Source organism: Novosphingobium sp. SG751A (assembly GCF_013149295.1).
GTDB lineage: Bacteria > Pseudomonadota > Alphaproteobacteria > Sphingomonadales > Sphingomonadaceae > Novosphingobium.
Genome location: NZ_JABGCB010000008.1, coordinates 92553 through 116109, shown reverse-complemented (window position 1 = coordinate 116109; position 23557 = coordinate 92553). Strand labels below are relative to the sequence as shown.

At 64.5% G+C, this 23557-nt stretch carries 21 protein-coding genes; 9 read left to right on the top strand and 12 right to left on the bottom strand.

The window, feature by feature from the left end; all coding sequences use genetic code 11:
* The first annotated feature begins 6 nt into the window (after nucleotides 1–6).
* Both FHW96_RS12450 and FHW96_RS12445 read left to right on the top strand, forming a co-directional pair.
* The gene (locus tag FHW96_RS12450; RefSeq protein WP_172340898.1) at nucleotides 7–1797 is read left to right on the top strand and encodes a glycoside hydrolase family 15 protein; all 1791 of its coding nucleotides are present in this window, start codon (nucleotides 7–9) and stop codon (nucleotides 1795–1797) included.
* Nucleotides 1794–3173 carry a trehalose-6-phosphate synthase gene (locus tag FHW96_RS12445; protein ID WP_371815704.1) on the top strand — a complete coding sequence of 460 codons (1380 nt, stop codon included), beginning with the start codon at nucleotides 1794–1796 and terminating at the stop codon, nucleotides 3171–3173. Before FHW96_RS12450 ends, FHW96_RS12445 begins: the two co-directional genes overlap by 4 nt.
* Here the strand turns inward: FHW96_RS12445 and FHW96_RS12440 are convergent.
* From FHW96_RS12440 to FHW96_RS12425, 4 genes are read right to left on the bottom strand one after another with little or no spacing between them, the layout of a single operon-like run.
* Complete coding sequence (locus tag FHW96_RS12440) at nucleotides 3170–3802, bottom strand: NrsF family protein (protein ID WP_172340896.1); 633 nt, start codon at nucleotides 3800–3802, stop codon at nucleotides 3170–3172. The two genes, FHW96_RS12445 and FHW96_RS12440, sit on opposite strands and share 4 nt — an antisense overlap.
* 1 nt (nucleotide 3803) lies before the next feature.
* Nucleotides 3804–4361, bottom strand: coding sequence for a sigma-70 family RNA polymerase sigma factor (locus tag FHW96_RS12435; protein ID WP_216650878.1), 558 nt, complete (start codon nucleotides 4359–4361; stop codon nucleotides 3804–3806).
* A gap of 41 nt (nucleotides 4362–4402) precedes the next feature.
* Nucleotides 4403–5632, bottom strand: a complete 1230-nt coding sequence (locus FHW96_RS12430; protein WP_172340895.1) for a protein-disulfide reductase DsbD — start codon at nucleotides 5630–5632, stop codon at nucleotides 4403–4405.
* 39 nt (nucleotides 5633–5671) lie between these two features.
* Complete coding sequence (locus FHW96_RS12425) at nucleotides 5672–6229, bottom strand: peroxiredoxin (protein WP_172340894.1); 558 nt, start codon at nucleotides 6227–6229, stop codon at nucleotides 5672–5674.
* A gap of 245 nt (nucleotides 6230–6474) precedes the next feature.
* Here FHW96_RS12425 and FHW96_RS12420 point away from each other — a divergent pair, with 245 nt between their 5' ends.
* Complete coding sequence (locus tag FHW96_RS12420; RefSeq protein WP_172340893.1) at nucleotides 6475–8580, top strand: methyl-accepting chemotaxis protein; 2106 nt, start codon at nucleotides 6475–6477, stop codon at nucleotides 8578–8580.
* Here the strand turns inward: FHW96_RS12420 and FHW96_RS12415 are convergent, their stop codons facing one another.
* Nucleotides 8581–9774 carry an MFS transporter gene (locus FHW96_RS12415; protein WP_216650877.1) on the bottom strand — a complete coding sequence of 398 codons (1194 nt, stop codon included), beginning with the start codon at nucleotides 9772–9774 and terminating at the stop codon, nucleotides 8581–8583. It abuts the gene before it with no gap.
* Between the two features lie 95 nt (nucleotides 9775–9869).
* Between FHW96_RS12415 and FHW96_RS12410 the strand changes: the two genes are divergently transcribed.
* Nucleotides 9870–10646: a helix-turn-helix domain-containing protein gene (locus FHW96_RS12410; protein WP_172340891.1), complete on the top strand. Its 777-nt coding sequence runs from the start codon at nucleotides 9870–9872 to the stop codon at nucleotides 10644–10646.
* Nucleotides 10647–10649: 3 nt separating this feature from the next.
* Here FHW96_RS12410 and hmpA read toward each other — a convergent pair whose 3' ends face one another.
* Together hmpA and FHW96_RS12400 are read right to left on the bottom strand one after the other, a co-directional pair.
* On the bottom strand, nucleotides 10650–11816 hold the full coding sequence (gene hmpA / locus FHW96_RS12405) for an NO-inducible flavohemoprotein (protein ID WP_172340890.1): 1167 nt from the start codon (nucleotides 11814–11816) through the stop codon (nucleotides 10650–10652).
* A gap of 21 nt (nucleotides 11817–11837) precedes the next feature.
* Nucleotides 11838–12263 (bottom strand): group III truncated hemoglobin, encoded by a 426-nt coding sequence (locus FHW96_RS12400; RefSeq protein WP_172340889.1) that lies wholly within the window; start codon nucleotides 12261–12263, stop codon nucleotides 11838–11840.
* A gap of 88 nt (nucleotides 12264–12351) precedes the next feature.
* On the opposite strand from FHW96_RS12400, the gene FHW96_RS12395 reads away from it, so the two are divergent.
* Nucleotides 12352–12777 carry an Rrf2 family transcriptional regulator gene (locus tag FHW96_RS12395; protein WP_172340888.1) on the top strand — a complete coding sequence of 142 codons (426 nt, stop codon included), beginning with the start codon at nucleotides 12352–12354 and terminating at the stop codon, nucleotides 12775–12777.
* Between the two features lie 216 nt (nucleotides 12778–12993).
* Nucleotides 12994–13983, top strand: coding sequence for an aromatic ring-hydroxylating dioxygenase subunit alpha (locus tag FHW96_RS12390; RefSeq protein WP_172340887.1), 990 nt, complete (start codon nucleotides 12994–12996; stop codon nucleotides 13981–13983).
* Between the two features lie 29 nt (nucleotides 13984–14012).
* Here FHW96_RS12390 and FHW96_RS12385 read toward each other — a convergent pair whose 3' ends face one another.
* Nucleotides 14013–15305, bottom strand: a complete 1293-nt coding sequence (locus FHW96_RS12385; RefSeq protein WP_172340886.1) for an MFS transporter — start codon at nucleotides 15303–15305, stop codon at nucleotides 14013–14015.
* Nucleotides 15306–15613: 308 nt separating this feature from the next.
* Here FHW96_RS12385 and copC point away from each other — a divergent pair, with 308 nt between their 5' ends.
* Nucleotides 15614–16000, top strand: coding sequence for a copper homeostasis periplasmic binding protein CopC (copC, locus tag FHW96_RS12380; RefSeq protein WP_172340885.1), 387 nt, complete (start codon nucleotides 15614–15616; stop codon nucleotides 15998–16000).
* Nucleotides 15997–16905: a copper homeostasis membrane protein CopD gene (gene copD / locus FHW96_RS12375; protein ID WP_172340884.1), complete on the top strand. Its 909-nt coding sequence runs from the start codon at nucleotides 15997–15999 to the stop codon at nucleotides 16903–16905. The genes copC and copD overlap by 4 nt, the downstream gene beginning before the upstream one ends.
* 36 nt (nucleotides 16906–16941) lie before the next feature.
* Here copD and FHW96_RS12370 read toward each other — a convergent pair whose 3' ends face one another.
* Both FHW96_RS12370 and FHW96_RS12365 read right to left on the bottom strand, forming a co-directional pair.
* On the bottom strand, nucleotides 16942–19149 hold the full coding sequence (locus tag FHW96_RS12370; protein WP_172340883.1) for a xanthine dehydrogenase family protein molybdopterin-binding subunit: 2208 nt from the start codon (nucleotides 19147–19149) through the stop codon (nucleotides 16942–16944).
* Nucleotides 19146–19607 (bottom strand): (2Fe-2S)-binding protein, encoded by a 462-nt coding sequence (locus tag FHW96_RS12365; RefSeq protein ID WP_172340882.1) that lies wholly within the window; start codon nucleotides 19605–19607, stop codon nucleotides 19146–19148. The genes FHW96_RS12370 and FHW96_RS12365 overlap by 4 nt, the downstream gene beginning before the upstream one ends.
* 193 nt (nucleotides 19608–19800) lie before the next feature.
* On the opposite strand from FHW96_RS12365, the gene FHW96_RS12360 reads away from it, so the two are divergent.
* Complete coding sequence (locus FHW96_RS12360) at nucleotides 19801–20649, top strand: aldose 1-epimerase (RefSeq protein WP_172340881.1); 849 nt, start codon at nucleotides 19801–19803, stop codon at nucleotides 20647–20649.
* On the opposite strand, the gene FHW96_RS26740 is transcribed toward FHW96_RS12360, so the two are convergent.
* Together FHW96_RS26740 and FHW96_RS12350 are read right to left on the bottom strand one after the other, a co-directional pair.
* A complete protein-coding gene (locus FHW96_RS26740; RefSeq protein WP_172340880.1) occupies nucleotides 20640–22016 on the bottom strand; it encodes a putative 2OG-Fe(II) oxygenase in 1377 nt (458 codons plus the stop codon). The genes FHW96_RS12360 and FHW96_RS26740 overlap by 10 nt on opposite strands.
* Complete coding sequence (locus tag FHW96_RS12350; RefSeq protein WP_172340879.1) at nucleotides 22013–23527, bottom strand: tryptophan halogenase family protein; 1515 nt, start codon at nucleotides 23525–23527, stop codon at nucleotides 22013–22015. Before FHW96_RS12350 ends, FHW96_RS26740 begins: the two co-directional genes overlap by 4 nt.
* Nucleotides 23528–23557 lie beyond the last annotated feature (30 nt).

Here is a 23557-nt window from a genome sequence, read left to right as displayed (position 1 = left end):
GTCGGCATGAGTGGGACTCTCGACCTCTGGCCGATCGGCAATTGCCAGATCTCGGCGCTGATCGACAATGATGGAGCCTTCGTGTGGGGCTGCCTGCCGCGCGTCGATGGCCCGCCCGCCTTCAGTGCCCTGCTCGACGATGACGTCCATCCCGACGGGCAAGGCTTCTGGGCGATTGAGCTGGAAGGCTGCACCAAGACCACACAGCGCTATCTGCGCAACACGCCCATTCTGGAAACCCGCCACGAGGATGATGCGGGCAACGCCATTGTGGTCACCGATTTCTGCCCCCGCTTTCATAGGCATGGGCGCATCTATCGGCCGGTGGCCTATATTCGCATTGTGCGCCCCGTTTCGGGCAGTCCGCGCATCCGGGTGCGGCTGCGCCCCACGCGCGACTGGGCCCGGCGCGAGGTCGAGCGCACCTGCGGCTCGAACCATATCCGCTATATGCTCGGCCATATGACCCTGCGCCTTTCCACATCCGCGCCGATCGGATGGATCGAGGATGGGCAGGTGTTCCGCGTCGAACGCCCCCTGTATTTCTTCCTCGGCCCCGACGAAGGCTTTGACGGCAATATCGCCACCACGGTCGAGGAAATGCTCGATCTGACCATCCGCGAATGGCGGCATTGGGTGCGCGGTCTGGCCATTCCGCTTGAATGGCAGGAGGCCGTGATCCGCTCGGCGATCACGCTCAAACTGTGCCAGCATGAAGAAACGGGCGCGATTGTGGCCGCGCTCACCACCTCGATCCCCGAACATGCCGGGTCGGGGCGCAATTGGGACTATCGCTTCTGCTGGATCCGCGACGCCTATTACACCACGCAGGCGCTCAATCGACTGGGCGCGCTTGATGTGCTGGAATCCTATCTGGAATATCTGCGCAACATCGTCGACAATGCCCAACATGGTCATATCCAGCCGCTCTATGGCGTGGGCGGCGAGGCGCGGCTGGAGGAAAGGATCGAGGCCGGGCTGGCGGGCTATCGCGGCATGGGGCCGGTGCGGGTGGGCAATCAGGCCTATGCCCAGATGCAGCACGACGCCTATGGCCAGATCATCCTGTCCAACGTTCAGGCATTCTTCGACCAGAGGCTGTATCGCATGGCGGGCGAGGAGGATTTTCGCGCGCTCGAACGGGTGGGCGAAAGGGCCTGGCTTTCCTACGATCAGGCCGATTCCGGCCTTTGGGAGTTGCGCGGCCGGTTTCACGTCCACACCTATTCGGCGGCCATGTGCTGGGCTGCCTGCGACCGTCTGGCCAAGGCGGCGCATCATCTGGGCCTGCATGACCGCCAGACAGTATGGCAGGAGCGCGCGGATCGCATGGGCCGCGTCATCATCGATGCGGCATGGCGCGACGACACACAGCGCATGTCGGCCACATTCGACGCCGACCTGCTCGACGCCAGCCTGATCCAGTTGCTCGACCTGCGCTTTCTGGCGCCCGATGATCCGCGTTTTCTGAGCACGCTGTGCGCGGTCGAACATGGGCTGCGCCGGGGTTCGCATATGCTGCGCTATGCCGACGAGGACGATTTCGGACTGCCGCAAAGCGCTTTCAACATCTGCACCTTCTGGCTGATCGAGGCGCTGCATGCCACCGGCCGCCACGGCGACGCCCGCAGCCTTTTCGAGGAAATGCTGGCCCGCCGGACCCCGGCGGGGCTGCTCTCCGAAGACACCAATCCACATACGGGGGAACTATGGGGCAATTATCCGCAAACCTACTCACTCGTCGGCCTGATCAATTGCGCGACCCTGCTCAGCAAACCATGGAGCGCGGTCAGGTGAGCCGCCTGATCGTCATCTCAAACCGGGTGTCGCCGCCAACGGGCGATGGTCCGGGCAATCAGGGCGGGCTGGCCGTCGCGCTCTCGGCGGCGCTGCGGGAAAGCAGCGGCATCTGGTTCGGCTGGTCGGGCGAGGAAACCGAGACCTTTACCGGCCACATCAATTTCCAGCGCAGCTATGGCGTGACCACCGCCACCATCGATCTGGAGGCGCAGGACGTCGAGGAATATTACAATGGCTACGCCAATTGCACCCTCTGGCCGCTGTTTCACAACCGGCTCGATCTGGCCGAATTCGAGCGCGGCTTTGCCGGGGGCTATGCACGGGTCAACGACCGTCTGGCCGAAACCGTGGCGCCGCTGATCGAGGACAGCGATCTTATCTGGGTCCATGATTATCATCTGATGCTGCTGGGGCGAAACCTGCGGGCGCGCGGGGTGAAGAATCGTATCGGCTTTTTCCTGCATATCCCCTGGCCCCCGGCGCGGCTGCTGGAATCGCTGCCGGGGCATGGCGAATTGTTCGACGCGATGCTGGATTTCGACGTCATCGGCTTTCAATCGGAAAACTGGCGCGATTCCTTTATCGAATATGTTCAGGGCCATACCGATGCCACCATCGACCAGAACGGCATCGTCAGCCTTGGCGACCGGCAGGCGCAGATTATCGTCTGCCCTATCGGCATCGACTTTACCGAATTTCACCAGGCCGCCCATGGCGAGGTCGCGCGTGAAAGCTGCCGGCGGATGAAGCGCAGCGCGAATGGGCGCACCATGATCGTGGGCGTTGACCGGCTCGATTATTCCAAGGGCCTGCCCGAGCGCTTTCTGGGCTATGAGCGCCTGCTGGGCTCGCGGCCGGATCTGCATGGACAGCTTTTCCTGCTCCAGATCGCCCCGCCCTCACGCGAACAGGTGCGCTCCTATCAGCAGATACGCGCCACGCTCGACAGCCTTTCCGGACGCATCAACGGCGAATTTGCCGATGCCGAATGGGTGCCGCTGCGCTATATCAACAAGGGCTATCCGCGCGATGCGCTGGCGGGGATTTATCGCGCCTCGCGCATCGGATTGATAACGCCTTTGTGCGACGGGATGAATCTGGTGGCCAAGGAATATGTGGCGGCGCAGGACCCCGAAGATCCCGGCGTCCTCATCCTCTCGCAATTCGCAGGCGCCGCCCGCCAGTTGACCGACGCGCTGATCGTCAACCCCCACAGCCCGGACGAACTGGCCGAAGCCATCGACCGGGCGCTGCGGATGACCAAAAAGGAGCGCAAGGAGCGCTGGCATTCCCTGATGGCCAATATCCGCGACGAAGATGTCCGCTGGTGGCAGGAATGCTTTGCCAAAGCGTTGGCCGGTTCGCCCGTCTAGGCCCTGACCGCCCGGTGGCCGACGGCAACCGTCACCGCCCCCAAGGTCAGCGCGGCCAGAAGGTGCATGACAAAATCGGCCACCGACATTTGCGCCGGATGGCAAAAGGCAAGCAAGCCGAAAGAGAGAAAGGCAATGGCCATGCCCGCCGCCCACAGCGACGGCCCCGGCCGCAACGAGCGCGTCCGCCGCAAAGCCAGAATGATCACGCCGACCATCGGCAAACCCGCCGTCAGCACGAAAGTATAGCAATAGCGACCCACCCCCGGCGCATAACCCAAGGGGTGCGGCGCAAGGGACATGCTGGCGGCGGCCAGCGCGACCCATGCGATCAGGCCCAACACCATCCAGCCTCGGCCCAAGGCGCGCCCACCCGCCACGCTGATCGAGAGCGCCGAGGCAAATGCGGTCAGCCCCAGCCCTATCGACAGCGCAGCATTGGCTGCTGAAAGGACCGCATAGGGGCCGTCCCAATCGGGAGTGAAACGATGCAGCATCCGGGTGGCCAGATAGCCCACCCCCAGCGCCACCGGCGCCCAGCCCAGCGCGCGCCACGATGCCGGAAGTACCCGCCGCACCGGCCCCGCCCCTTGCGAGAGTTCGTCAATCAGCGTTTCGAAATCGCGCATCTCAGGAATTCCCGTATTCGCGAAGCCGAGCAAGGGCGCGGTGGAGAAGCGACTTGACCGCCGGCACCGACAGCCGACTGGCATCGGCCGCATCATCAAGGCTCATTTCGCGCAGCTTCACCATTTCCACCATCATCCTTTGCCGTTGGGGCAACAGATCGAGCAACCTTGCGACCTCGCGTTCATGCCCCAACGCCTCGCCCGGTTCGGGCGCGCGTAGGTCCGGGGCGGCGGCCATCGCTTCTTCATCGACAATTTCAAATCGCCGCGCCCGCCCGTTCCGTCGCAGCGCGTCGATCGACCGGGCATGGGCGATGGCCGCAACCCATGGTCGCAAGGGGCGCGCCGGATCATAGGTGTGGCGCAGGCGATGAAGGGTCATCAACGTCTCCTGCACCGCATCTTCGGCCAGCGCCTCATCGGCGATCCTGCGCCGCGCCATCTTGCGGATCGCGGGCAGCAGCGCGCGCAGAACCATGCGATAGGCCACCTGATCGCCATCCTGCGCCCGCCGCATCAATGCGGGCCATTCGCCTTCGGGGGGAAGATCGCCCGTCACGTCGCGCCTATTCTATCCCCGAAACGGTCTGCAACATCGGTTCAACCCTTTACGCCCGCGGCCACATCGAGCGCGCCGGTCGCCATGCCGATGCTCAGCACCTGCGGCAGGATCACCGGCTTGCCGCCTCCGGCAGGATAGACAAGGTATAGCGGCAGGCCGGTACGTCCCAGATTGCTCATCGCTTTCTCGATTTCCGCATCATAATTGGTGGAGTCGGCGATCATAAAGGCTGTATTGGTTCGCGCCATCGCTTCCTTGAAGGCCGGGGTTGAAAGCACGGCCTTTTCATTGACCTTGCAGGTCAGGCACCATGAGGCAGAAAAATCGACGAAGACCGGCCTGCCCGCCGCCGTTTCCTGCGCCACGCGCGCGGGCGACCAGCGGATCGGGCCGCTCTCGGCCTGCGCCACGGGCCGGCGCGTTTCAAACGCCTGTCCCGGCATGGCAAAGGCCGCGCCAATCGTCGCAAGACCCGTAGCCGCCGCCAGCGTCAGGGCGCGCGCAGGCTTGCCCGACATCGCGCGCCGCTGGGCCAGCCCATAGAGCCACGCAGTCAACGCCAGCAGCAGCGCGCAGCCCAGAATGAAGGGCAACCCCGCCGAACCCGTCTGCGCGTCCAGCACCCAAATCAGCCATGCCGCAGCCGCCAGCATGGGAAAGGCCAGCCCGTGCTTGAGCGTGACCATCCACGCGCCGGGCCGGGGCAGCATCCGCGCCAGAGGCGGGCAAAAGCACAGCAGCGTGAAAGGCGCGGCCACACCCAGCGCCAGCGCGGCAAAAACGGCAAGCCCAGCCAGCGGCGGCTGAACCAGCGCATAGCCCAGCGCGCCCGCCATGAACGGTCCGGCGCAAGGCGTAGCCACCATCACCGATAGTGCGCCCGTCATCGCCGTGCCGATCAGGCCCGAGCGGCCATCCATGGCCTGACCTGCCCGTTGCAGGCCAAGGCCCATCTCGAACAGGCCCATCAGATTGAGCGCCGAGCCGATCATGACCAGCGCCAGCAAGGCGACGATGGCGGGCGACTGGAGCTGAAAGCCCCAGCCCACCGCCTGCCCGCCCGCCCGCAGCGCCATCAGCACCCCGGCCAGCGCCAGCATCGCCAACAGCGATCCGACCATAAATGCAACGCCTTCCCGGCGCAGATGGGCCTGATCGCCCCCCTGCCGCAGCAGCCCGAACGCCTTGAGCGATATGATCGGAAAGACGCAGGGCATGCAATTGAGGATCAGTCCGCCCAGAAAAGCGGAGAGAATGGCAATAAGCATCGAAAACCTCGTTGCGACAGAGAAGCAGCCAGAAAGCGATCAGCTGTGCTTGGCCTTCCATTCGCGCACGGCGGCCATCGTCTGGTCGATATGGGCCTGAGGATTGCGGTCGGTATAGCTGAGCAGGATCTTGCCGTCGGGCGCGATCACAAAGGATGTGCGCTCGGACAGGGTCTTGTCCTGGAACTGCATCACAGTTTTGTATTCGGCGGCAATCTTGGCCCCAGGATCGGCGGCCACCGCGAATTTGTCGCGGCATTCAAGCTTGGAAAATTCGGCCACGCGCTCAACATTGCCCGCCGTCACGCCCACGACCGTCGCGCCCATCTTGCGGAAACTGTCGGTGGCTTCGGCAAACAGATGGGCCTCAATCGTGCATCCGGCGGTGAAGGCGGCGGGGAAGAAATAGAGTACGACCGGCCCCTTGCGCAGCGACTGGTGCAGCGAGAAATTGAAGGGCTTTCCGGCCTTGGCCGCGCTCAGCGTAAAGTCGGGCGCGCCTGCGCCTTGCGGCAGGGCGGCAATGCCGGGCGCCGGAACAGAGGCGGCCAACAGCCCAAGGGCAAGCGATACGGCAAGGTTTTTCCGAAACTTCATCTGCTGTGCTCCCACTCGAAATCGGTTGGAGGAGGCGACCATTTCCGTCTCCTTCCATGAACCAGTTCGCTGGCGCATCGCAAAAAGTTGCGCTCGAAACGGGCGGCGCGAAAATTTTTTCGACTGCCCCGACCCTTTCCCAATTTGCGGATTTTAACAGGCATCTAAGGGCAACCCCCATGGCCCCGTCCGCCAAATATAAGGCGGTGGCGCCATACAGTTTCCCTTCAGGGAGAATACTGTCGATGCACGCGCCTGTCCGCCAGCCTACCATTTCCGCCACGCTCAGCCTGCGTTCGGCCACTGCCATTGCCATCATGGTACTGGTGGGATCGGGGCTGACGGCGCTGACATTGGAAATCACCGCCCGTTCGCAATTGCGCGAAACCGGGCGCATCGTGGCCGATCAGGCCGCAGCGCAGGTCAACAGCCAGTTCGACCGCCCCATCGGCATTGTGGGCGCGATGCGCGATGCGCTGGACGCCGCCCGGCGCCAGCATCAGACCGGGCGCGCCTTTCACAATGGCATCCTGCGTCAGACGCTGATGGCCAGTCCGCAATTGCTGGCGACATGGACCGCATGGGAACCGGGCGCCTTTGACGGCAAGGACGGCGAATTCATCAACCAGCCCGGCCATGACTCCACGGGCCGCTTCATCCCCTATTGGCACCGCGACGGGGCGGGCGTCGCGCTGGAGCCTTTGACCGATTACACCAAGCCGGGACCGGGCGATTATTACCTGCTGGCCCAGCAAGGGCGCAAGCCGGTGCTGGTCGAGCCTTATGAATATAAGGTAGGCGGCAAAACGGTGCTGATGACCTCGATTGCCATGCCGGTGGTGGATCAGGGGCGCAGCCTTGGCGTGGTGGGCAGCGATCTGGCGCTCGACGCGCTGCAACAGCGGATGGCGGCGATCAAAGTGCCCTTTGGCGGCCAGATTTCCGTCCTTTCCGCTCGCCGCGCCTATGTGGTCAGCGCCAATGCCGCGCTGCTGGGCAAGCCGGCGGGTGCGGCGGGCGAAGCCATGGGCTTTGCCGACCATCCGCAATTGGGCAGCGTACTCCGGGTGGAGACACCGGTGCATTTCTCCGGCTTTGATACGCCATGGGTGGTGCGGGTGGATCTGCCCCTGTCGGCGGTCTTTGCCTCGACGCGGATGATCGAGGGCGGGCTGGCGCTGTCGGCGCTGCTGATGATTGTCGGGCTGGCATGGATGGTGCGGCGCGCGGCCAACCGGGTAGTGGTCGAGCCTTTGGCCGGATTGCGCCACGAGATGGTGCAACTGGCCGGTGGCAATCTGGCCCCGATGGGGATGACCCATGCCGAAACCGTGGAAATTGCCGAGATGCAGGAGGCGCTGGAGGTGTTCCGCCAGAACGCCCTTGCCAAGAAGAATGTCGAGGATGAACAGGCCGCCACGGTCGCTGCCCTTGCGCAATGTCTGGAAAGGCTGGCCGGCGGCGATCTGACCACGCGCCTCAACGGGCACTACACAGGCGCGTTCGAGCGTTTGCAGGCCGATTTCAATCAGGCCATGGTGCGTCTGGACAATGCGCTGGAAGGCGTGGCCCACAGCGCGCGCGATGTCACCAATGGATCGGGCGAAATCCGCACCGCGTCCGAAGACCTTGCCAACCGCACCGAGCGGCAGGCCGCCGGGCTGGAGGAAGTGGCCGCCGCAATCAGCGAGATAAACTCGCGCGTGTCCGAGGCCGCCCAATCGGCCGGGGAGGCCAACCATGTGGTCGAACTCTCGCAAAAGGAAATAGAGAGCAGCGGCGCGGTGATCCGCCGCGCGGTCGAGGCCATGGGCGGCATCGAGCGCACATCCTGCGAGATCGGCGAGATCATCGGCGTGATCGACGCCATCGCGTTTCAGACCAATCTGCTGGCGCTGAACGCCGGAGTCGAGGCGGCGCGGGCCGGAGACGCAGGCAAGGGTTTTGCTGTGGTCGCCTCGGAAGTGCGCGCGCTGGCCCAGCGGTCATCAGAGGCCGCGCAGGACATCAAGGGTCGCATCGCCGCCAGCACCGAGCAGGTCAAGATCGGCGCCGCGCTGGTCAGCGAAATGGACGGGGCGCTGGAACGGATCGTCGCCCGCATCAGTCAGATCAGCCTGCACGCCCATACCATCGCCACGGGCGCGCAGCAGCAATCCACCAATGTCGGCGAGGTCGATATCGCCATCCGCCAGATGGACAGCTTTACCCAGCAAAACGCGGCGATGGTCGAGGAAACGACCGCCGCCGCGCGCCATCTGACCGATCAGGCCCAGCATCTGGGCAAGCTGATGGCCCAATTCACCGTGTCGCAGAGCCATCGTCCCGCTGCGACGCGCCATGCGGCCTGATCAGCCCCTTTTCGGATTGGGCAGGAACACCGCCAACAGGCCGATCGCGGGCAGAAAAGCGCAGATCGCATAGACCGTCTCGATCCCGGCGCGGTCGGCCACCTCGCCAAGAACGGCCGCGCCCAGCCCGCCCATGCCAAAGGAAAAGCCGAAGAACAGACCCGAGATCATGCCGATCTTGCCGGGCACCAGATCCTGGGCAAAAACCACAATGGCCGGAAAGGCCGAGGCCAGGATCAGGCCGATGGCCACAGTCAGCGGCCCGGTCCAGAACAGGCTGGCATGGGGCAGAAGCAGCGTGAAGGGCAGCGCGCCAAGGATCGAGAACCAGATCACATATTTGCGCCCGAACCGGTCGCCCAGCGGCCCGCCCGCGATCGTGCCCACGGCCACCGCGCCCAGAAAAGCGAACAGGTGAAGCTGGGCCACCTCGACCGAGACGCCGAAACGGTGGATCAGGTAAAAGGTGAAATAGCTCGTCAGACTGGCCAGATAGACATATTTGGAAAAGATCAGCGCCAGCAGCACCGCTATCCCGCCCAGCACCCGCCCGCGCGGCAAAGGATCGGCCGATTTGCGCGCGCCATTGCCGGCCGAAAGCCGCGCCAGACCATGATGGCGATACCATTGCCCGACGTTCCACAGGATCGCGCAGGACAGCAGCGCCAGCAAAGCAAAGGCGGCCAGACTGCTCTGCCCCCAGCGTACGACGACAATCGCGGCGGCCAGCGGCCCCAGCGCGGAACCGGCATTGCCGCCCACCTGAAACATCGACTGGGCAAACCCATGCCTTTGCCCCGCCGCCATACGCGCGACGCGTGAGCTTTCGGGGTGGAATACCGATGAGCCCATGCCCAGCAAGGACGCGCCCGCCAGCAACAGCCCGTAACTATGCGCCACCGAAAGCACCAGCAACCCGGCCAGCGTGAACAGCGTGCCGCCCGGCAGCGCCAGCGGCGTGGGGCGTTTATCGGCATAAAGGCCGATCAGCGGCTGCAGGATCGAGGCGGTGATCTGATAGGCCAGCGTGATAAGCCCGATCTGGGCAAAGGACAGGCCAAGCTCGTCCTTCAGATTGGGATAGATCGCGGGCAGCAGCGATTGCAGCATATCATTGATGAGATGACAGGCGCTGATCGCGGCGATGATACCGTAAGCGGTGGTCTGAGTTGGGGTGGATCTGTTCCCGTGCATCGTTGATTTCCATTTGCGTTGTCCGCCCGCTATAGCGCCTCGCGCCTTGGCCCGCATTCCTGTATGGGTCTTTCATCTTTGCGATTGGGACAGATATGCCGTGGAACAACCCTGCCATAGTCGAAGATATCGACCGGCCCATCATTGGCGTGGGCAATGAATATCCGCCCACCTTCGAACTGGACTGGCATCAGCACAGGCGCGGGCAATTGCTTTATGCGGCGCGCGGCGTGGTGGTGCTCTCCACCCCGCAAGGCGCATGGGTGGCCCCGCCCGAGCGCGCGGTGTGGACGCCGGGCGGGTGCCCCCATGCCGTGCGCATGGTGGGCGCGGTCAGCACGCGCAGTGTCCTGATCGAACCGGGGGTGCAAGGTTGGCTGGGCGATCATACCAAGGTCATTCAGGTCTCGCCCCTGCTGCGCAGCCTGCTGGAGGCGGCCTGCGAGATTGCGCCCGAATATGACCGCGAGGGGCGCGACGGCAAGCTGATGGTGCTGTTGTTGGCCGAACTGGCGCTGGCGCCCACGGTGCCGCTGGCGGTGCCCTTTCCGCAAACACCCGCGATGGCGGCCAAGTGTCAGGCCTTTCTGGAGCAGCCCACCCCGCGCGACAGCATCGACCAGTGGAGCGCGGATCTGGGCATGGGGCGGCGCGCCTTTACCCGCGCCTTTCGCCGGGAAACGGGGCTGAGTTTTGGCGAGTGGCGGCAACAGGCCTGCGTGCTGATCGCCCTGCCCCGACTGGCGCAGGGCGAGGCGGTGACGGGCATAGCCTTCGATCTGGGCTATGACAGCGCGGCGGCCTTTACCACCATGTTCAAACGCCGCCTTGGCGTCCCGCCCAGCCGTTACCTGCCGGGCGGGAGCCAGTAGGCATCAGTCGAGCGCTTCGGCAGGGCCAAAGAATTCGAAATGGCGGCGTTCCTCGGGCAGGCCGATCTGCGCCAGCGTGCGGTTGACGAAGCCCATAAAGGGCTTGGGGCCGAGGAAATAGGCATCAGCCTCGGCAGGCACCCATGCCTGCAATTGCTCAACCGACGGGCGACCGGAGGGGGCATCCTCATGCCCGCCCTGCTCATAAACGATATGCGCGGTAAAGCGCGGATAATCGCGCGCCCAGCCGTCGATCACATCGCCAAAGGCATGGACATCGCCATTGCGGGCATAGTGGATGAAGGTGACATCACGCTCGCCCTCCTCCAGCGCGACCTGCGCCATGGCCAGCGTGGGCGTCACGCCGATCCCGCCCGAAATCAGCGCCAGCGGCGCCTCGCCCGAGGCCAGCACGAATTCGCCCGCCGGGGGGAACACGTCCAGCACATCGCCCTGCACCACATGGTCATGCAGATGGTTCGACACCACGCCGCCATGCTCGCGCTTGATGCTGATGCGCAGAGTGCTGCCATCGGATTTTTGCGAGAGAGAATAGTTGCGGCGCACTTCCTGTCCGTCGATGGTCAGGCGCAGGCCCAGATATTGCCCCGGCTGATAATCGACCACTGCTCCGCCATCGACGGGTTCGAGATAGAAGGAGACGATCTCGGCGCTCTCCACCTGCTTGCGCGCCACGCGGAAGGGCCGCGCCCCGCGCCATCCGCCGGGCGCCGCAGCCAGACGGTCATATTCCGCGCCCTCGGCCCCGATCAGAATGTTGGCCAGTTGCCAATAGGCCGCGCCCCATGCCTCGATCACCGCGTCGGTGGCGATCTCCTCGCCGAGCACTTCGCGGATCGCGCGCAGCAGGCAGGTGCCGACGATGGGATAATGCTCGGGCAGGATCTGAAGCGCGACATGCTTTTGGATGATCTGCGCCGGAAGTGCGCCCAGCGCGCCCAGATTGTCGATATGGCGGGCATAGAGCAGCACCGCATTGGCCAGCGCGCGCGGCTGGGTGCCATGGGCCTGATGCGCCTGATTGAACAGCGGGCGCACCTCGTCATATTCGGACAGCATGATCTTATAGAAATGGGTGGTCAACGCCTCGCCGCCGGTTTCCAGAATTGGAACGGTGGCCTTGATAATGGCGGTCTGTTCGGGGGTCATGCGGGGGCTCCTTTGGGGGTTTCAGGCGGCGTTTTGGACGCGGGGCAGACGGAAGAAGAGCGCCAGTTGCAGGCTCTCGGCAATGCGGCGGGCCTTGGCCTGCACGGCCAGCGCGTCCTGCGGGCTCAGGCATTGGCGCGCGGTATCCTCCCACAGCGCCAGCCAGCGGGCGAACATAGATGGGTCCATTGCCGCGCGATGGCGCATGTGGGCGGCCACGGGATTGCCATGATAGGCCCCGCTGCTCAGCATCACCGAAGACCAGAATTGCGCCATGCGTGCCAGATGCGCGGGCCAGTCCTCGGGCGCGATCGCCCCGTTGAACATCGCGCCCAGTTCATCGTCGGCGCGCACGCGGGCGTAAAAGGCATCGACCAGACCGGCCAGCGCGGCGTCGTCCAGCGCGGGCGTGGACACTGGATCAGGGCGGTTTTCAGGGGAGATCATGGAGCGACTCCAAATCATGCATCTTGAATGCTATATATGGGGGCGAAATATATCATGCAAGTGAAATGCATCTTTAGGATGATCCCCTATGCGCCTGACCCGCTTCTCTGATTATGCCGTGCGCGTGATGCTCTATCTGGCCACGCACACCGACCGCCTGTGTTCGATCGGCGAGGTGGCAAAGGCCTATGACATCTCGCAAAATCACCTGATGAAGGTGGTCAGCGATCTGGCCGCGCATGGCTATGTTCAGGCGCTGCGGGGGCGCAACGGGGGGTTGCGCCTTGCCCGCCCCGTCGGGGAAATCAACGTCGGCCGCCTGATCCGCCACACCGAGGGCGAGATCGATCTGGTCGGCTGCGGCACATGCAAACTGGCGGGCGCATGCCAATTGCCCGGCCCGCTTGATCTGGCGCTCGATGCGTTTTTTGCCGTGCTGGAGCGCTATACGCTGGCCGATGTGATGGGGCCGCAGGGCGAAAAATTGCTGGAGCGCCTTTCGATCCACGAATGATTCTTGACTCGAATCACGGTTCTAATTTATCCCGGCCATGCCCGTTCTGCGGGCACAGCCTGGTGGCCGGTGCAAGCCGGTCTGGGAAGACGCTCATGGCGTCATGCTGCAGGCCCCACAGCTTAATGCGGGAAAAGTCCCGCGCGTGGGTGCGGGCATGCAGCAATCAAAGACACTCGGCATGGCCCGCTCCCTCGTACAGAGAGGAGATTTGCAATGGCCCCCTATATCCGCAACGCATGGTACATGGCCGCATGGGCCGCCGAGATTCCCCGCGATGGCTTCCTCGCGCGCACGCTGCTGGACGAACCATGGCTGATCCTGCAATCGAGCGATGGCGCATGGGTGATGATGGCCGACCGCTGCCCCCACCGCTTCGTTCCGCTCAGCCGGGGGCGGCGTGTGGACGATGGCGTGGCCTGCGGCTATCACGGGTTGACCTATGGTATGGATGGCGCCTGCATCTTCAACCCCTTTGGCAAGGCGCTGCCGCCAGAAGCCCGCGTGGCCACCCGCCCTCTGGTCGAGCGCCACGGGGCCTTGTGGTTCTGGCCCGGCGATGCGGAGCGGGCAGATCCCGCCACGATCCCGGATTTCTCCTTCATCGACGATGCGAAGGATGCCCGCGACTATCTGCTGATGGATGTGAATTACGAGCTGATCGCGGACAATTTGCTTGACCTGAGCCATGCCGAATTTCTGCACACCGAAACCTTCGGGGTGAATGGCGCGCTGTTCGAATTTGGCGAACAGACGGTCGAGAGCGATGACAGTGGCGCGGTGTGGAACAAGTGGGACATGAACGGATCGCGCCCGCCCGAATGGGCCGTGCCGATGGTGGGAGACGCGCGGGTCGATCAATGGCTGCATATGCGCTGGCACGCCCCGGCCTCGCTGGCGTTGATGATCGGGGTGGCCCGCGCCGACACCCGCGCGCCGGTGGTGCCGCCCATGGCCAATCCGCATATCCTGACGCCCAAGAGCGTGCGCGAAACCCATTATTTCTTCACCCGCGACCATGGCGAGGAAGCCGCGCAAATGGCGCGCCGGGTCTTTCTGGAGGAGGACGAACCGATGATACGCGCCCAGCAGGAGGCGATGGGGGATCAGGATTTCTGGGCGCTGCGCCCGATCATCCTGCCCTCGGACGCCGCCGCGATCCGGGCGCGCCGCCGATTGATGCAGATGCGCCGCGAAGAAGCCTGAGCCATAAGGGGGCGCGTGCCCTTTTCGCCTCAGGCCGCGCGCCCCTGTAACCCAATGGCCAACGCCGCAAACAGCGCCGGGATCGCCAGCAGCATCAGGATCGAGGAATAGCCCAACCCCAGCCCCAGCAAGGCCCCGCCCGCCAGACTGCCGACAATCGAGCCGATCCGCCCGCAGGCATTGGTCCAGCTGACCCCGGTGGCGCGCACGCGGGCCGGATACCAACCGGCGGCATAGGCCATCAGCCCCACCTGCCCGCCCGAAACCGTGGCCCCCGCCATGAAGATAAGCGCCGGCAGCAGCGCATTCTGCGCCGGAACCCGCCCGATCAGCACGACAAACACCCCCACCAACGCAAAGGCCACCGCCAGCACCCGGCTGGGCCGGAAACGGTCCATCAGCAGGCCCAGCACTACCGCCCCGATGGTCCCGCCCACCTGAAACATCGCGGTGGCCAACGAAGCCTGCTTCATCGAAAAACCCTGCGCGGTCAGCAGCAAAGGCATCCAACTGGTGAGCAGATAGACGATGGACAGGGTGATGAAGGACGTGACCCAGAGCAGCACAATGCCGCCCGCAGGCCGTGAGCGGAACAGATCGCTCAGGATCGAACCCTGCGCGCGCTGCGGCGCGACAGCATGGGCCGACCAACCCTCCACCCCGCCGACACGCTCGGCAATGCGATCAAGAGCGCGGGCATTGCTGCGGCTGCGTTGCAGATAATCAACCGATTCCGGCACCAGCATCCACGCCACCGGCACCAGCAGCAAGGGCGCCACCCCCGCCCCCATGATGACCATGCGCCACCCCACCAGCGGCTCGGCCCACGCGGTGATGAAACCGCCCACCGCCGAACCGAAGGTAAAGCCGCAGAACATCGCCGTGGTAAGGCTCGCCTTCTTGCGATCCGGGCAATATTCCGAAGTCAGCGCCGTGGCGCAGGGCAGTGCTCCCCCAAGGCCAAAGCCGGTCAGAAACCGCCACAAGGACAGTGAGGCCAGATCAGGCGCATAGGACGAGACAATCGTCATCACCGCAAACCACAGGGTCGATGCCACCATCATCCGCTTGCGCCCGAACCGGTCCGCCATCGGCCCGATAATCAGCGCGCCCGCCACCGAGCCAAATTGCCCCGCGCCAAACACCGAGGCCAGTTCGGCCGGCGCCAGATGCAGCCCGTTACGGATCGCAGGCGCCAGAAAGCCCATCAGCGCGACATCGAAACCATCGAGCGCGGCCACCATAAAGCAGACCGCAAACAGCGTGATCTGCAAGGCCGAGAGGCGGTGGGCATTGACCAGCGAGGGGAAAGTGGTTTCCATGAACGAACCTTTGTTGCGCAGGCAGGCTCCATTCGGACCGCACGGGCGCGCGCATCGGGCGGGCATGGCTGCCTGACTGCGTTCTTCTCCCCTGTGGCCCGGTCTGGGAAACCCTTGCCGGATCTGTTGCGGGGATAGGGTGGCGGCGGGGCCGGGTCAAATGGCGGCGGGCGTGAATACGATGCCAAAGAGCCGCCTCGAAACGGCATAGTGTTGCGCCGGGCACATCTGAAATGCTCTTTCACTCCTGCGCCCGATGATCGTATGACATGCTCGGGCAAAAGCCTTACCTAAGGGAGTTCGATCCGATGCGCCATATTCTCGCCTCCACGCTGGCCGCCTGCGTTGCGGTTGCCGGTTTTGCCGCGCCCGCGCTGGCCCATCCCAAGATCGTTTCGGCCACTCCGGCCGAAAGCGCCGCCGCCGCCAATGTCACGCAGGTCTCGATCACCTTCAGCGAGCCGCTGATGGCCGCGATGTCGGGTATGGACGTGGTGATGACCGGCATGCCCGGCATGGCCAACCACGAACCGATGAAGATGACCGGCGTTAAAACCGCCCTTGCCGCCGACAAGGTGACGCTGGTGGCCAAGCTGCCCCGCGCGCTGCCTGCCGGCACCTATGAGGCCAACTGGCATGTGGTTTCGACCGACACGCATCGCGTTGCGGGCAAGCTGAACTTTACCGTCAAGTGATCGGCGAAACGCTGGTCTGGCTGCGCTGGCTTCAGTTCATCGATCTGGGGCTGGTGTTTGGTGCTGCTCTGACGGCCCGCCTGCTGGGCCAGCGTTGCGCTTCGCCGTGGGGGCGGCGGGTGCTGGGGCTGGGATGCGCTCTGGGGCTGGTGCTGGGGGCGTGCGAATTCGCCTTCATCCTCGCGCGCATGGCAGCCAGCCCGGTGGCCGATCTCGATTTCGAGATGGTCTCGACGATGCTGACCGATACGGCGCTGGGCTGGGCGGTAATCGCGCGGGGGCTATTTCTGACGCTGGCGCTGGGGGTGATCCTGTGGCGGCGGCGCAATGCGCCTTTGCTGGCCGTGGCTGTGCTGGGAGGCGCGGCAACGGCCTGTCTTGCATGGGGCGGCCATGCGGCAGCCTCAATGGGTTTTGCCTCGGTGGTCCGGCTGGGCGGCGATATGGCGCATTTGTGGGCAGGCCTGACATGGCTGGGCGCGCTGCTGCTGTTTACCGCGCTGGTGTGGAGCAGCGGGGCCAATGATCGCACCACGCTGGCCCGGCTGGAGCGGCAATTGGGCGGATTTGCGCTGATCGGCACGGTGCTGGTCGGCGTTCTCGCGCTCAGCGGGCTGGCCAATCTGCTGTTTCTGGCCCCGCCGGGGCAATGGGAGGTGATGGCGGGTACGCTCTATGGTCGGTTATTGCTGACCAAACTGGGGCTGTTTGGCGCGATGTTCCTGCTGGCTGGGCATAACCGGTTCCATCTGGTGCCCGCGCTTGAACAGGCGATCGATCCGCGCGCGCGCCACCGCGCCCTGGCCGCCCTGCGGCGCAGCGTCACGCTCGAAACCCTGCTGGCGCTGGGCGTGATCTGGTGCATTGCGGCGGCGGGCACGATGGACCCGATGGGCGCCGCATAAAAGAAGCGGCGGGTCTTACCCCGCCGCCCTCTTCTGTTACGCAAACCCGGCCAGCGGCATCTTGCGCAGCCGTTTGCCCACCAGACGCGACACCGCATTGGCCACCGCAGGCGGCACAGCGGGCAGGCCCGGTTCGCCAATCCCGCCCATCGGCGCGCCGCTTTCCACGATCCGCACATGCACGCGCGGCATGCGATCAGGCGTCAGGATCGGATAGCCATCGAAATTGCGCGCCACGCGCAGGCCGTCCTTATAGGCCGCCTCCTCGATCAGCACTTCGGACAGGCCCAACGCCACGGCGGAATTGACCTGCGCCTCGATGATCGCGGGATTGACGATGCTGCCCGGATCGACCGCCTGCCAGACATCGTGGACCTTGATCTGGCCATCGGCGATGGAGACCTCGGCAATCGCGGCGGTTTCGGTGCCAAAAGGCGAGGCCATGGCAATGCCGCGCGCGCGCTTGCTGCCATCGGGCGCGGTGAAGGGCCCGGCCTTCCAGCCGCCCGACAGATCGACCGCCGCCTTGATCAGATTGGTCAGCCGCGCATTGCCCTCCAGCAGTTTCAGGCGCAGCGCATAGGGGTCCTGCCCACCCTTGTCGGCCATTTCGTCGAGGAAGGTTTCATAAAAGAAATCGTTCATCGAATTGCCCACCGACCGCCAATAGGCCAGCGTGGTCGGGCTTTTGACAAAGACCTGCGCGATGCGCTTGGCGGGCAGCGCATATTTCTTGCCCGTCAGCCCTTCCAGAGCGGCATCGTCCAACTTGGCCGCGCGCTTGTCGGCAATGCCCTCGGTCGGGCCTTCGGTCACGCTGATCGCCTCGATGGCAATCGGCATGCCCTTGGCGTCCAGCGCCCCGCGAAACCGCACCGCGGCCATCGGGCGCAGAGGATCGCGCAGGAATTCCTCCTCGCGCGTCCAGATCAGCTTGACCGGACGCCCAACGCGCTTGGCCAGTTCGAGCGCCTGCGGCCAAGGCGTGCCATGGGGATAGATGAAATGGCGGCCAAAGAACCCGCCCAGCAGCGGCGAATGGATGTTGATCTTGTCCGCCGCCAGACCCGATGCCTTGGCCACTTCGACCAGAAACATTTCGGGCGCCTGATTGGGGAACCACATGTCCAGCGTGCCATCGGCATTATACCGCGCCAGCGCCGATGGCGGCTCCAACTGCGCATGGTTGACAAACTGGCTGTGATAGGTCGCGCTAACGGTGCTGGCGGCCCCCGCAAAGCCGGCGGCCATATCGCCTGCGGTTTCGGCAACCTCTTCCTTGCCCTGATAATTGGCCAGATATTGCGCGAAAGCCTCGGTCGAGAAATCGGCGGGCATCGGGCGATAAGTCTCACCCACCGCCTCGGCCCAATCGACCTGGGTCGCCTCCACCGCGCGGCGCGCATGCCAGAAACGCTCGGCCACGACCGCCACGGCGCCGGGCAGGACATGCACCGAATGCACGCCCTTCATCGCCTTCACCTCGGCCTCGTTGCGGATCTTGCCCACGGTCTGCCCCAGACGCGGGGCATGCTGAACCGCCGCGTGGAGCATTCCATCGACCTTCATGTCGATGGAGAATTGCGCCTTGCCGGTCGATTTAGCGCGTACGTCCAAACGCGCCTGACGCTTGCCGATCCACCGGAAGTCCTTGGGGTCCTTCAGCGCCACATTGGCGGGGGCAGGCATATCCAGCGCGGCAGGCGCCAGTTCGCCATAGGTCATCGCCTTGCCGCTGGCTTTGTGGATCACGCGCCCCGGTTCGGTGGTCAATTCGCCTGCCGGAACGCTCATCTTCTGCGCGGCGGCCTGCACCAGCATCGCCCGCGCGGTCGCGCCCAGCTTGCGCATCGTGGCATAGGAACTGCGCACCGAGAAGGAGCCGCCGGTGATCCGCATCTGGCCAAAGACGACCTGATAATCGGGGCCGGGAGGCGCGTTTTCGACCGTGAAGCCGGCCGGATCGGCGTCGAGTTCCTCGCCCACGATCTGCGCCATCGCGGTCCACACGCCCTGCCCGCCCTCGGCAAAGGGGCTTTGGAACAGGATGGTGTTGTCGGGCCGGATCGCCAGAAAAGCCGGAACCCGCGTGCCGGGCACGACCTTGGCCGCCCCCTGCGCACGCGCCGCACCCATCGGCACGCCAAAGCCCAGCACCAGCGCGCCAGCCCCCGCGCCTGCAATAAAGCCGCGCCGCGAAACATTGACCGGATCATTCACCGGCGTTTGAAACGGCAGGTTCATGCCTTCTTCTCCAATCCGGCCACATCGCGCACCGCAGCCTTGATGGCGTTATAGGTGCCGCAGCGGCACAGGTTGACCATCGCGGCCTCGACATCCGCGTCGCTCGGCTTGGCGTTCTGCTTCAGCAAGGATGTCGCCGCCATCACCTGGCCCGACTGGCAATAGCCGCATTGGGGCACCTGATGCTTGACCCATGCCTCGACGACCTTGGCGCCCACGGGGTCCTTTTCCATTGCCTCGACCGTGGTCACCTTGCGACCCGCCACGGCCTCGACCGGCGTGACGCAGGATCGCATCACCGAACCGTCGACCAGCACCGAGCAAGCGCCGCATTGAGCCACGCCGCAGCCATATTTGGTGCCCATCATTCCCAGATCATCGCGCAGAACCCAGAGCAAGGGCGTGTCGCTCTCCGCATCGACTCGGCGTTTTTGGCCGTTGATGGTCAATTCGATCATGGTTTTTCCTGAATTCTCGACAAGTTGAGGACCTTGGCGGGGGTGCTTGGCCCATCATCGCATGTGGGAACATTAACGGCTTGCCCCTTAGCATTCATCATGAATGTCATTCAATGCTGACTGAATATAATTTGTCATTCCATCCGTTTGCACGGCCCTTCTCTTTTCCATGCATCCGGTTAGAAAGCGGGCCATGAACGATCAAACGCTGCTCCACCTCGCCAAGGGCGATGCCATTTGCCGTATCGCGCCCGCGCAGGGCGGCTCGATCATGGCGCTTGATTGCGGGGGCGTGCCGGTGCTGCGCCGCGCGGTTGGGGATGATCTGCTCGATACGGCCTGTTTTCCGCTGGTGCCTTTTGCCAATCGGATCGCGCATGGGCATTTTACCCTGAACGGCGCGGATCATGCGATTGCGGTCGATTATCTGGGCGCGCCTCATGCGATCCATGGCAATGGTTGGCGCCGGGCGTGGAGCGTGGAGCAGGTCGGTCCCGATCACGCCACGCTGCGGCTGGACGAGGATGCGGGCGACTGGCCTTGGCCCTATGCTGCGTGGCAGGCCTTTATGCTGGAGGAGGATAGCTTGTGGGTCGAACTGACCATCGAGAACCGGCATGAGAGCGAGGCGATGCCCGCAGGCTTTGGCCTCCACCCCTATTTCCCGCGTTCACCGGAAAGCACGGTGGCGGCCAGTGCCGAGGTGATGTGGTTCAACGATCCCACAGGCCTTGCCGTTTGCGCGCAGGAATCGGGCCTGTTTTCCGGCGCACCGGTCGGGATCGAGGCGCTGGAAGGGCTGGACAATTTCTTTGTCGCGCCCGATCCCAGCATCGTGATTGCCGCGCCGGGAATGAGTGTCACCCTATCCGGCCCCGGCGCGGGATTTCACCTCTATTGCCCCGGCGACCATGATTTCTTCTGCGTCGAACCGGTCAGCCATGCGCCCAACAGCTTTGGCCGGGGTGAATGGGGGCCGCAGGACATCCTGCCGGCCGGAGGGCGCCGCAGCCAGCGCTATCACTTTGCCTTTCAGGCTTGAGCAGGCACGACGTCGAAGGCGATATTGAGCCGCTCCCCTGAGGCGGTCGGCACCGTGCCATGCCACAGGGTTGAGGGGAACAGCACCAGATGGCCCCGTTGCGGGGCAATTGTGGCATAGGGCACGAGATCGAGACCGAGTTCGGGCGGCGGCGCACCATAGTGAAAATGACCGGCGGGCGCGGGTGCGGCATCCTGCGGCAGGCTGACGTAAAAGGCGCTGCTGATCCAGCCCATCGGGTGCGAATGGGGGATGTTGAAACCTCCGCCCGTCAGGCGCACGGACCAACTGCCGCTGATCCGCAGATGGTCGCGCGGGCGCGAAAGCAGGGGATGGGCAGGATCGGGCGCGGGCAAGGCGGCGACATAATCCTCCACTGCCGCCATTAATGCCTCGCGGGTGCGTTGCAGGATCAGCTCATGGCGCAGCAGGACCGAACGGTCGGTCTGCGTTCCCCCGCGCACCGATTGTTCGGGATAGGGCAATTGCGCGATATGGAGCGCGCGCAGGCATTCGCCCAGCTCATCCAGTTCGGCCTCGCTCAGCCCCACGTCCATGCCGCGCACAAAATCGTCATCGAGCCATGCCCCGCGCGGATCATCCAGCAGGCGCCAACAGGTCGAGACATAGGGCCATGCCTGCCCCGCCAGCGGCGATCCGGGTGCGGCCTGCGCCAGGGGCAAAGCGATGGCCAGCGCGCGCGCCGGATCGCCTGTGCGCAGAGCGGCGCGGACGCGGGCGATCTGGATAAAGGGATCGTCCCATGCCGATGTTTCTGCCAGTAGGCGCACGGTTTCGGCCTCATTACCGCTCTCATTGGCAATGAACAGACGCGCCTCGGTCAGGGGTTTGGTCTGCCCCAGATGGCCCTCGGCCTCGTCTAGGATGGCGCGGGCGCGGGGCCAGTCACGGTGCTGCGCCACGGCGGCAAACCAGCCCAGCCACAGGCCCTGCGCGCGGGGATGCGCGCGCGCGGCGGCGGCATAGGAGGCGTCAAACCCCTGCGCATCCCCCGCCACCCAGCGCAACGAGGCAAGCACGCGATGCCCATCAAGCCAGTGCGGATTTTGCGCCAGCGCGCCGGTAAGCAAATCGACTGCCCCGCCGATGTCTCCCTCGCTTGCCAACGCCATGGCGTGATTGCGCAAGGCGTCGGGATTGTCGGGCCAGAGACGACAGACCTGCGCAAACAGATCCGCCGCCCGGTGCCCCAGTTCATAGCGCGATTGCGCATGGAGAAAGGCGATCAGGCGATCATCGGGCGCCAGCGCATGGGCGCGCGCGATAGCCTCATCAGCCTCGATCATCCGCTGCTGGGCACGCAGGGCGCGGGCCGTATCGCGCCATTGGATCGCCTCTGGATTCACGCCGCCGCGCAATGCTGGGCCAGAACCGCGCCATGCATCGGCATCCGCGCAGCCTCGGCCGCCATCGCCCCCCTCAATTTGCCCAGCCAATCGCGCGCATCCACCCCGCGATAGTCGATCAGCGGGTCGAGGCCCTCGGGAATATTCCCCTGCCCCACATGCACCGCCAGCCACGAGGGCGGCGCGAACAGATCCAGCTCGCGCGCGATCAGGCGGCCATGGCGGCGGAAGTGCTCGATCTTGAGCGCCAGCGTATCGGGAATATCCATGGCCGAGACATAGCGCCACAGCTCGCTGTCCTGCCGCTGGGTCAGCTTGTAGTGCAGGATGATGAAGTCGCGGATGCGCTCCATCTCGCCATGGGCGATGCGGTTGAATTCATCGCGCGTGGCGGGGTCAAAATCCTTGTCGGGAAAGAGCGCGAGGATCTTGGAAATATTGGCCTGTATCAGGTGGATCGAGGTCGATTCCAGCGGCTCGAGAAAGCCCGATGACAGGCCCACCGCAATGACATTTTTGTTCCAGTGCTGACGGCGGCGGCCTGCGGTGAAACGCACATGGCGCGGATCCCCCAAAGCCTCTCCATCAAGGCGCTGGGTCAGCAAATCGGCGGCGCGGTCATCCTCCATAAAGTCGCTGCAATAGACATAGCCATTGCCGATGCGATGCTGAAGCGGAATGCGCCATTGCCAGCCCGCCTCGCGCGCGGTGGAGCGGGTAAAGGGCGTGGGGTTGGGGTCGGCCTTGGGGTGGGCGCAGGGCATGGCCACCGCACGATCGCAGGGCAGCCAGTGCGACCAGTCATCATAACCGGTTTTCAGCGCCCCCTCGATCAGCAGCCCGCGAAAGCCCGAGCAGTCGATGAACAGATCGGCCTCGATGATCCGCCCGTCCGCCATCGTCACGTCGCGCACATAGCCAGTTTCACCATTCAGCCCGACATCGGCAATCTTGCCCTCCACCCGCGCAACGCCGCGCTTTTCCGCATAGGCGCGCAGAAAGCGGGCATAGAGGCCCGCGTCGAAATGATAGGCATATTCAAAGGTGGACAGCACGCTGCGCTGATCGGGCGAAGGATGGGAAAACCGCCCGGCGCGCGCGATATGCCATGCCATTGAATAATCATCGAGCGGCGTGTCATCACCCGCCATCCGCGCCTTCAGCCAATATTGATGCAGCGGCACCATGTCGAAATTGCGCCCATGCGGGCCAAAGGGGTGAAAATAGCGCGTATCCTCACGCCCCCAGCCGACGAATTCGATGCCAAGTTTGAAGCTGCCCTTGGTAGCGGCCATAAACTCGCGCTCGTCGATGCCCAGCGTTTCGTTGAAGATGCGGATGGGCGGGATGGTCGCCTCGCCAACGCCGATGGTGCCGATCTCCTCGCTTTCCACCAGCGTGATCACGCAATTCTGTTTCAGCGCATTGGCCAGCATCGCCGCCGCCATCCAGCCCGCCGAACCGCCCCCCACCACCAGAATCCTGCGGATTTTCCGATCGGAATCGCCCATCACCCTCTCCCTTATGCCTTGTTCTAGACC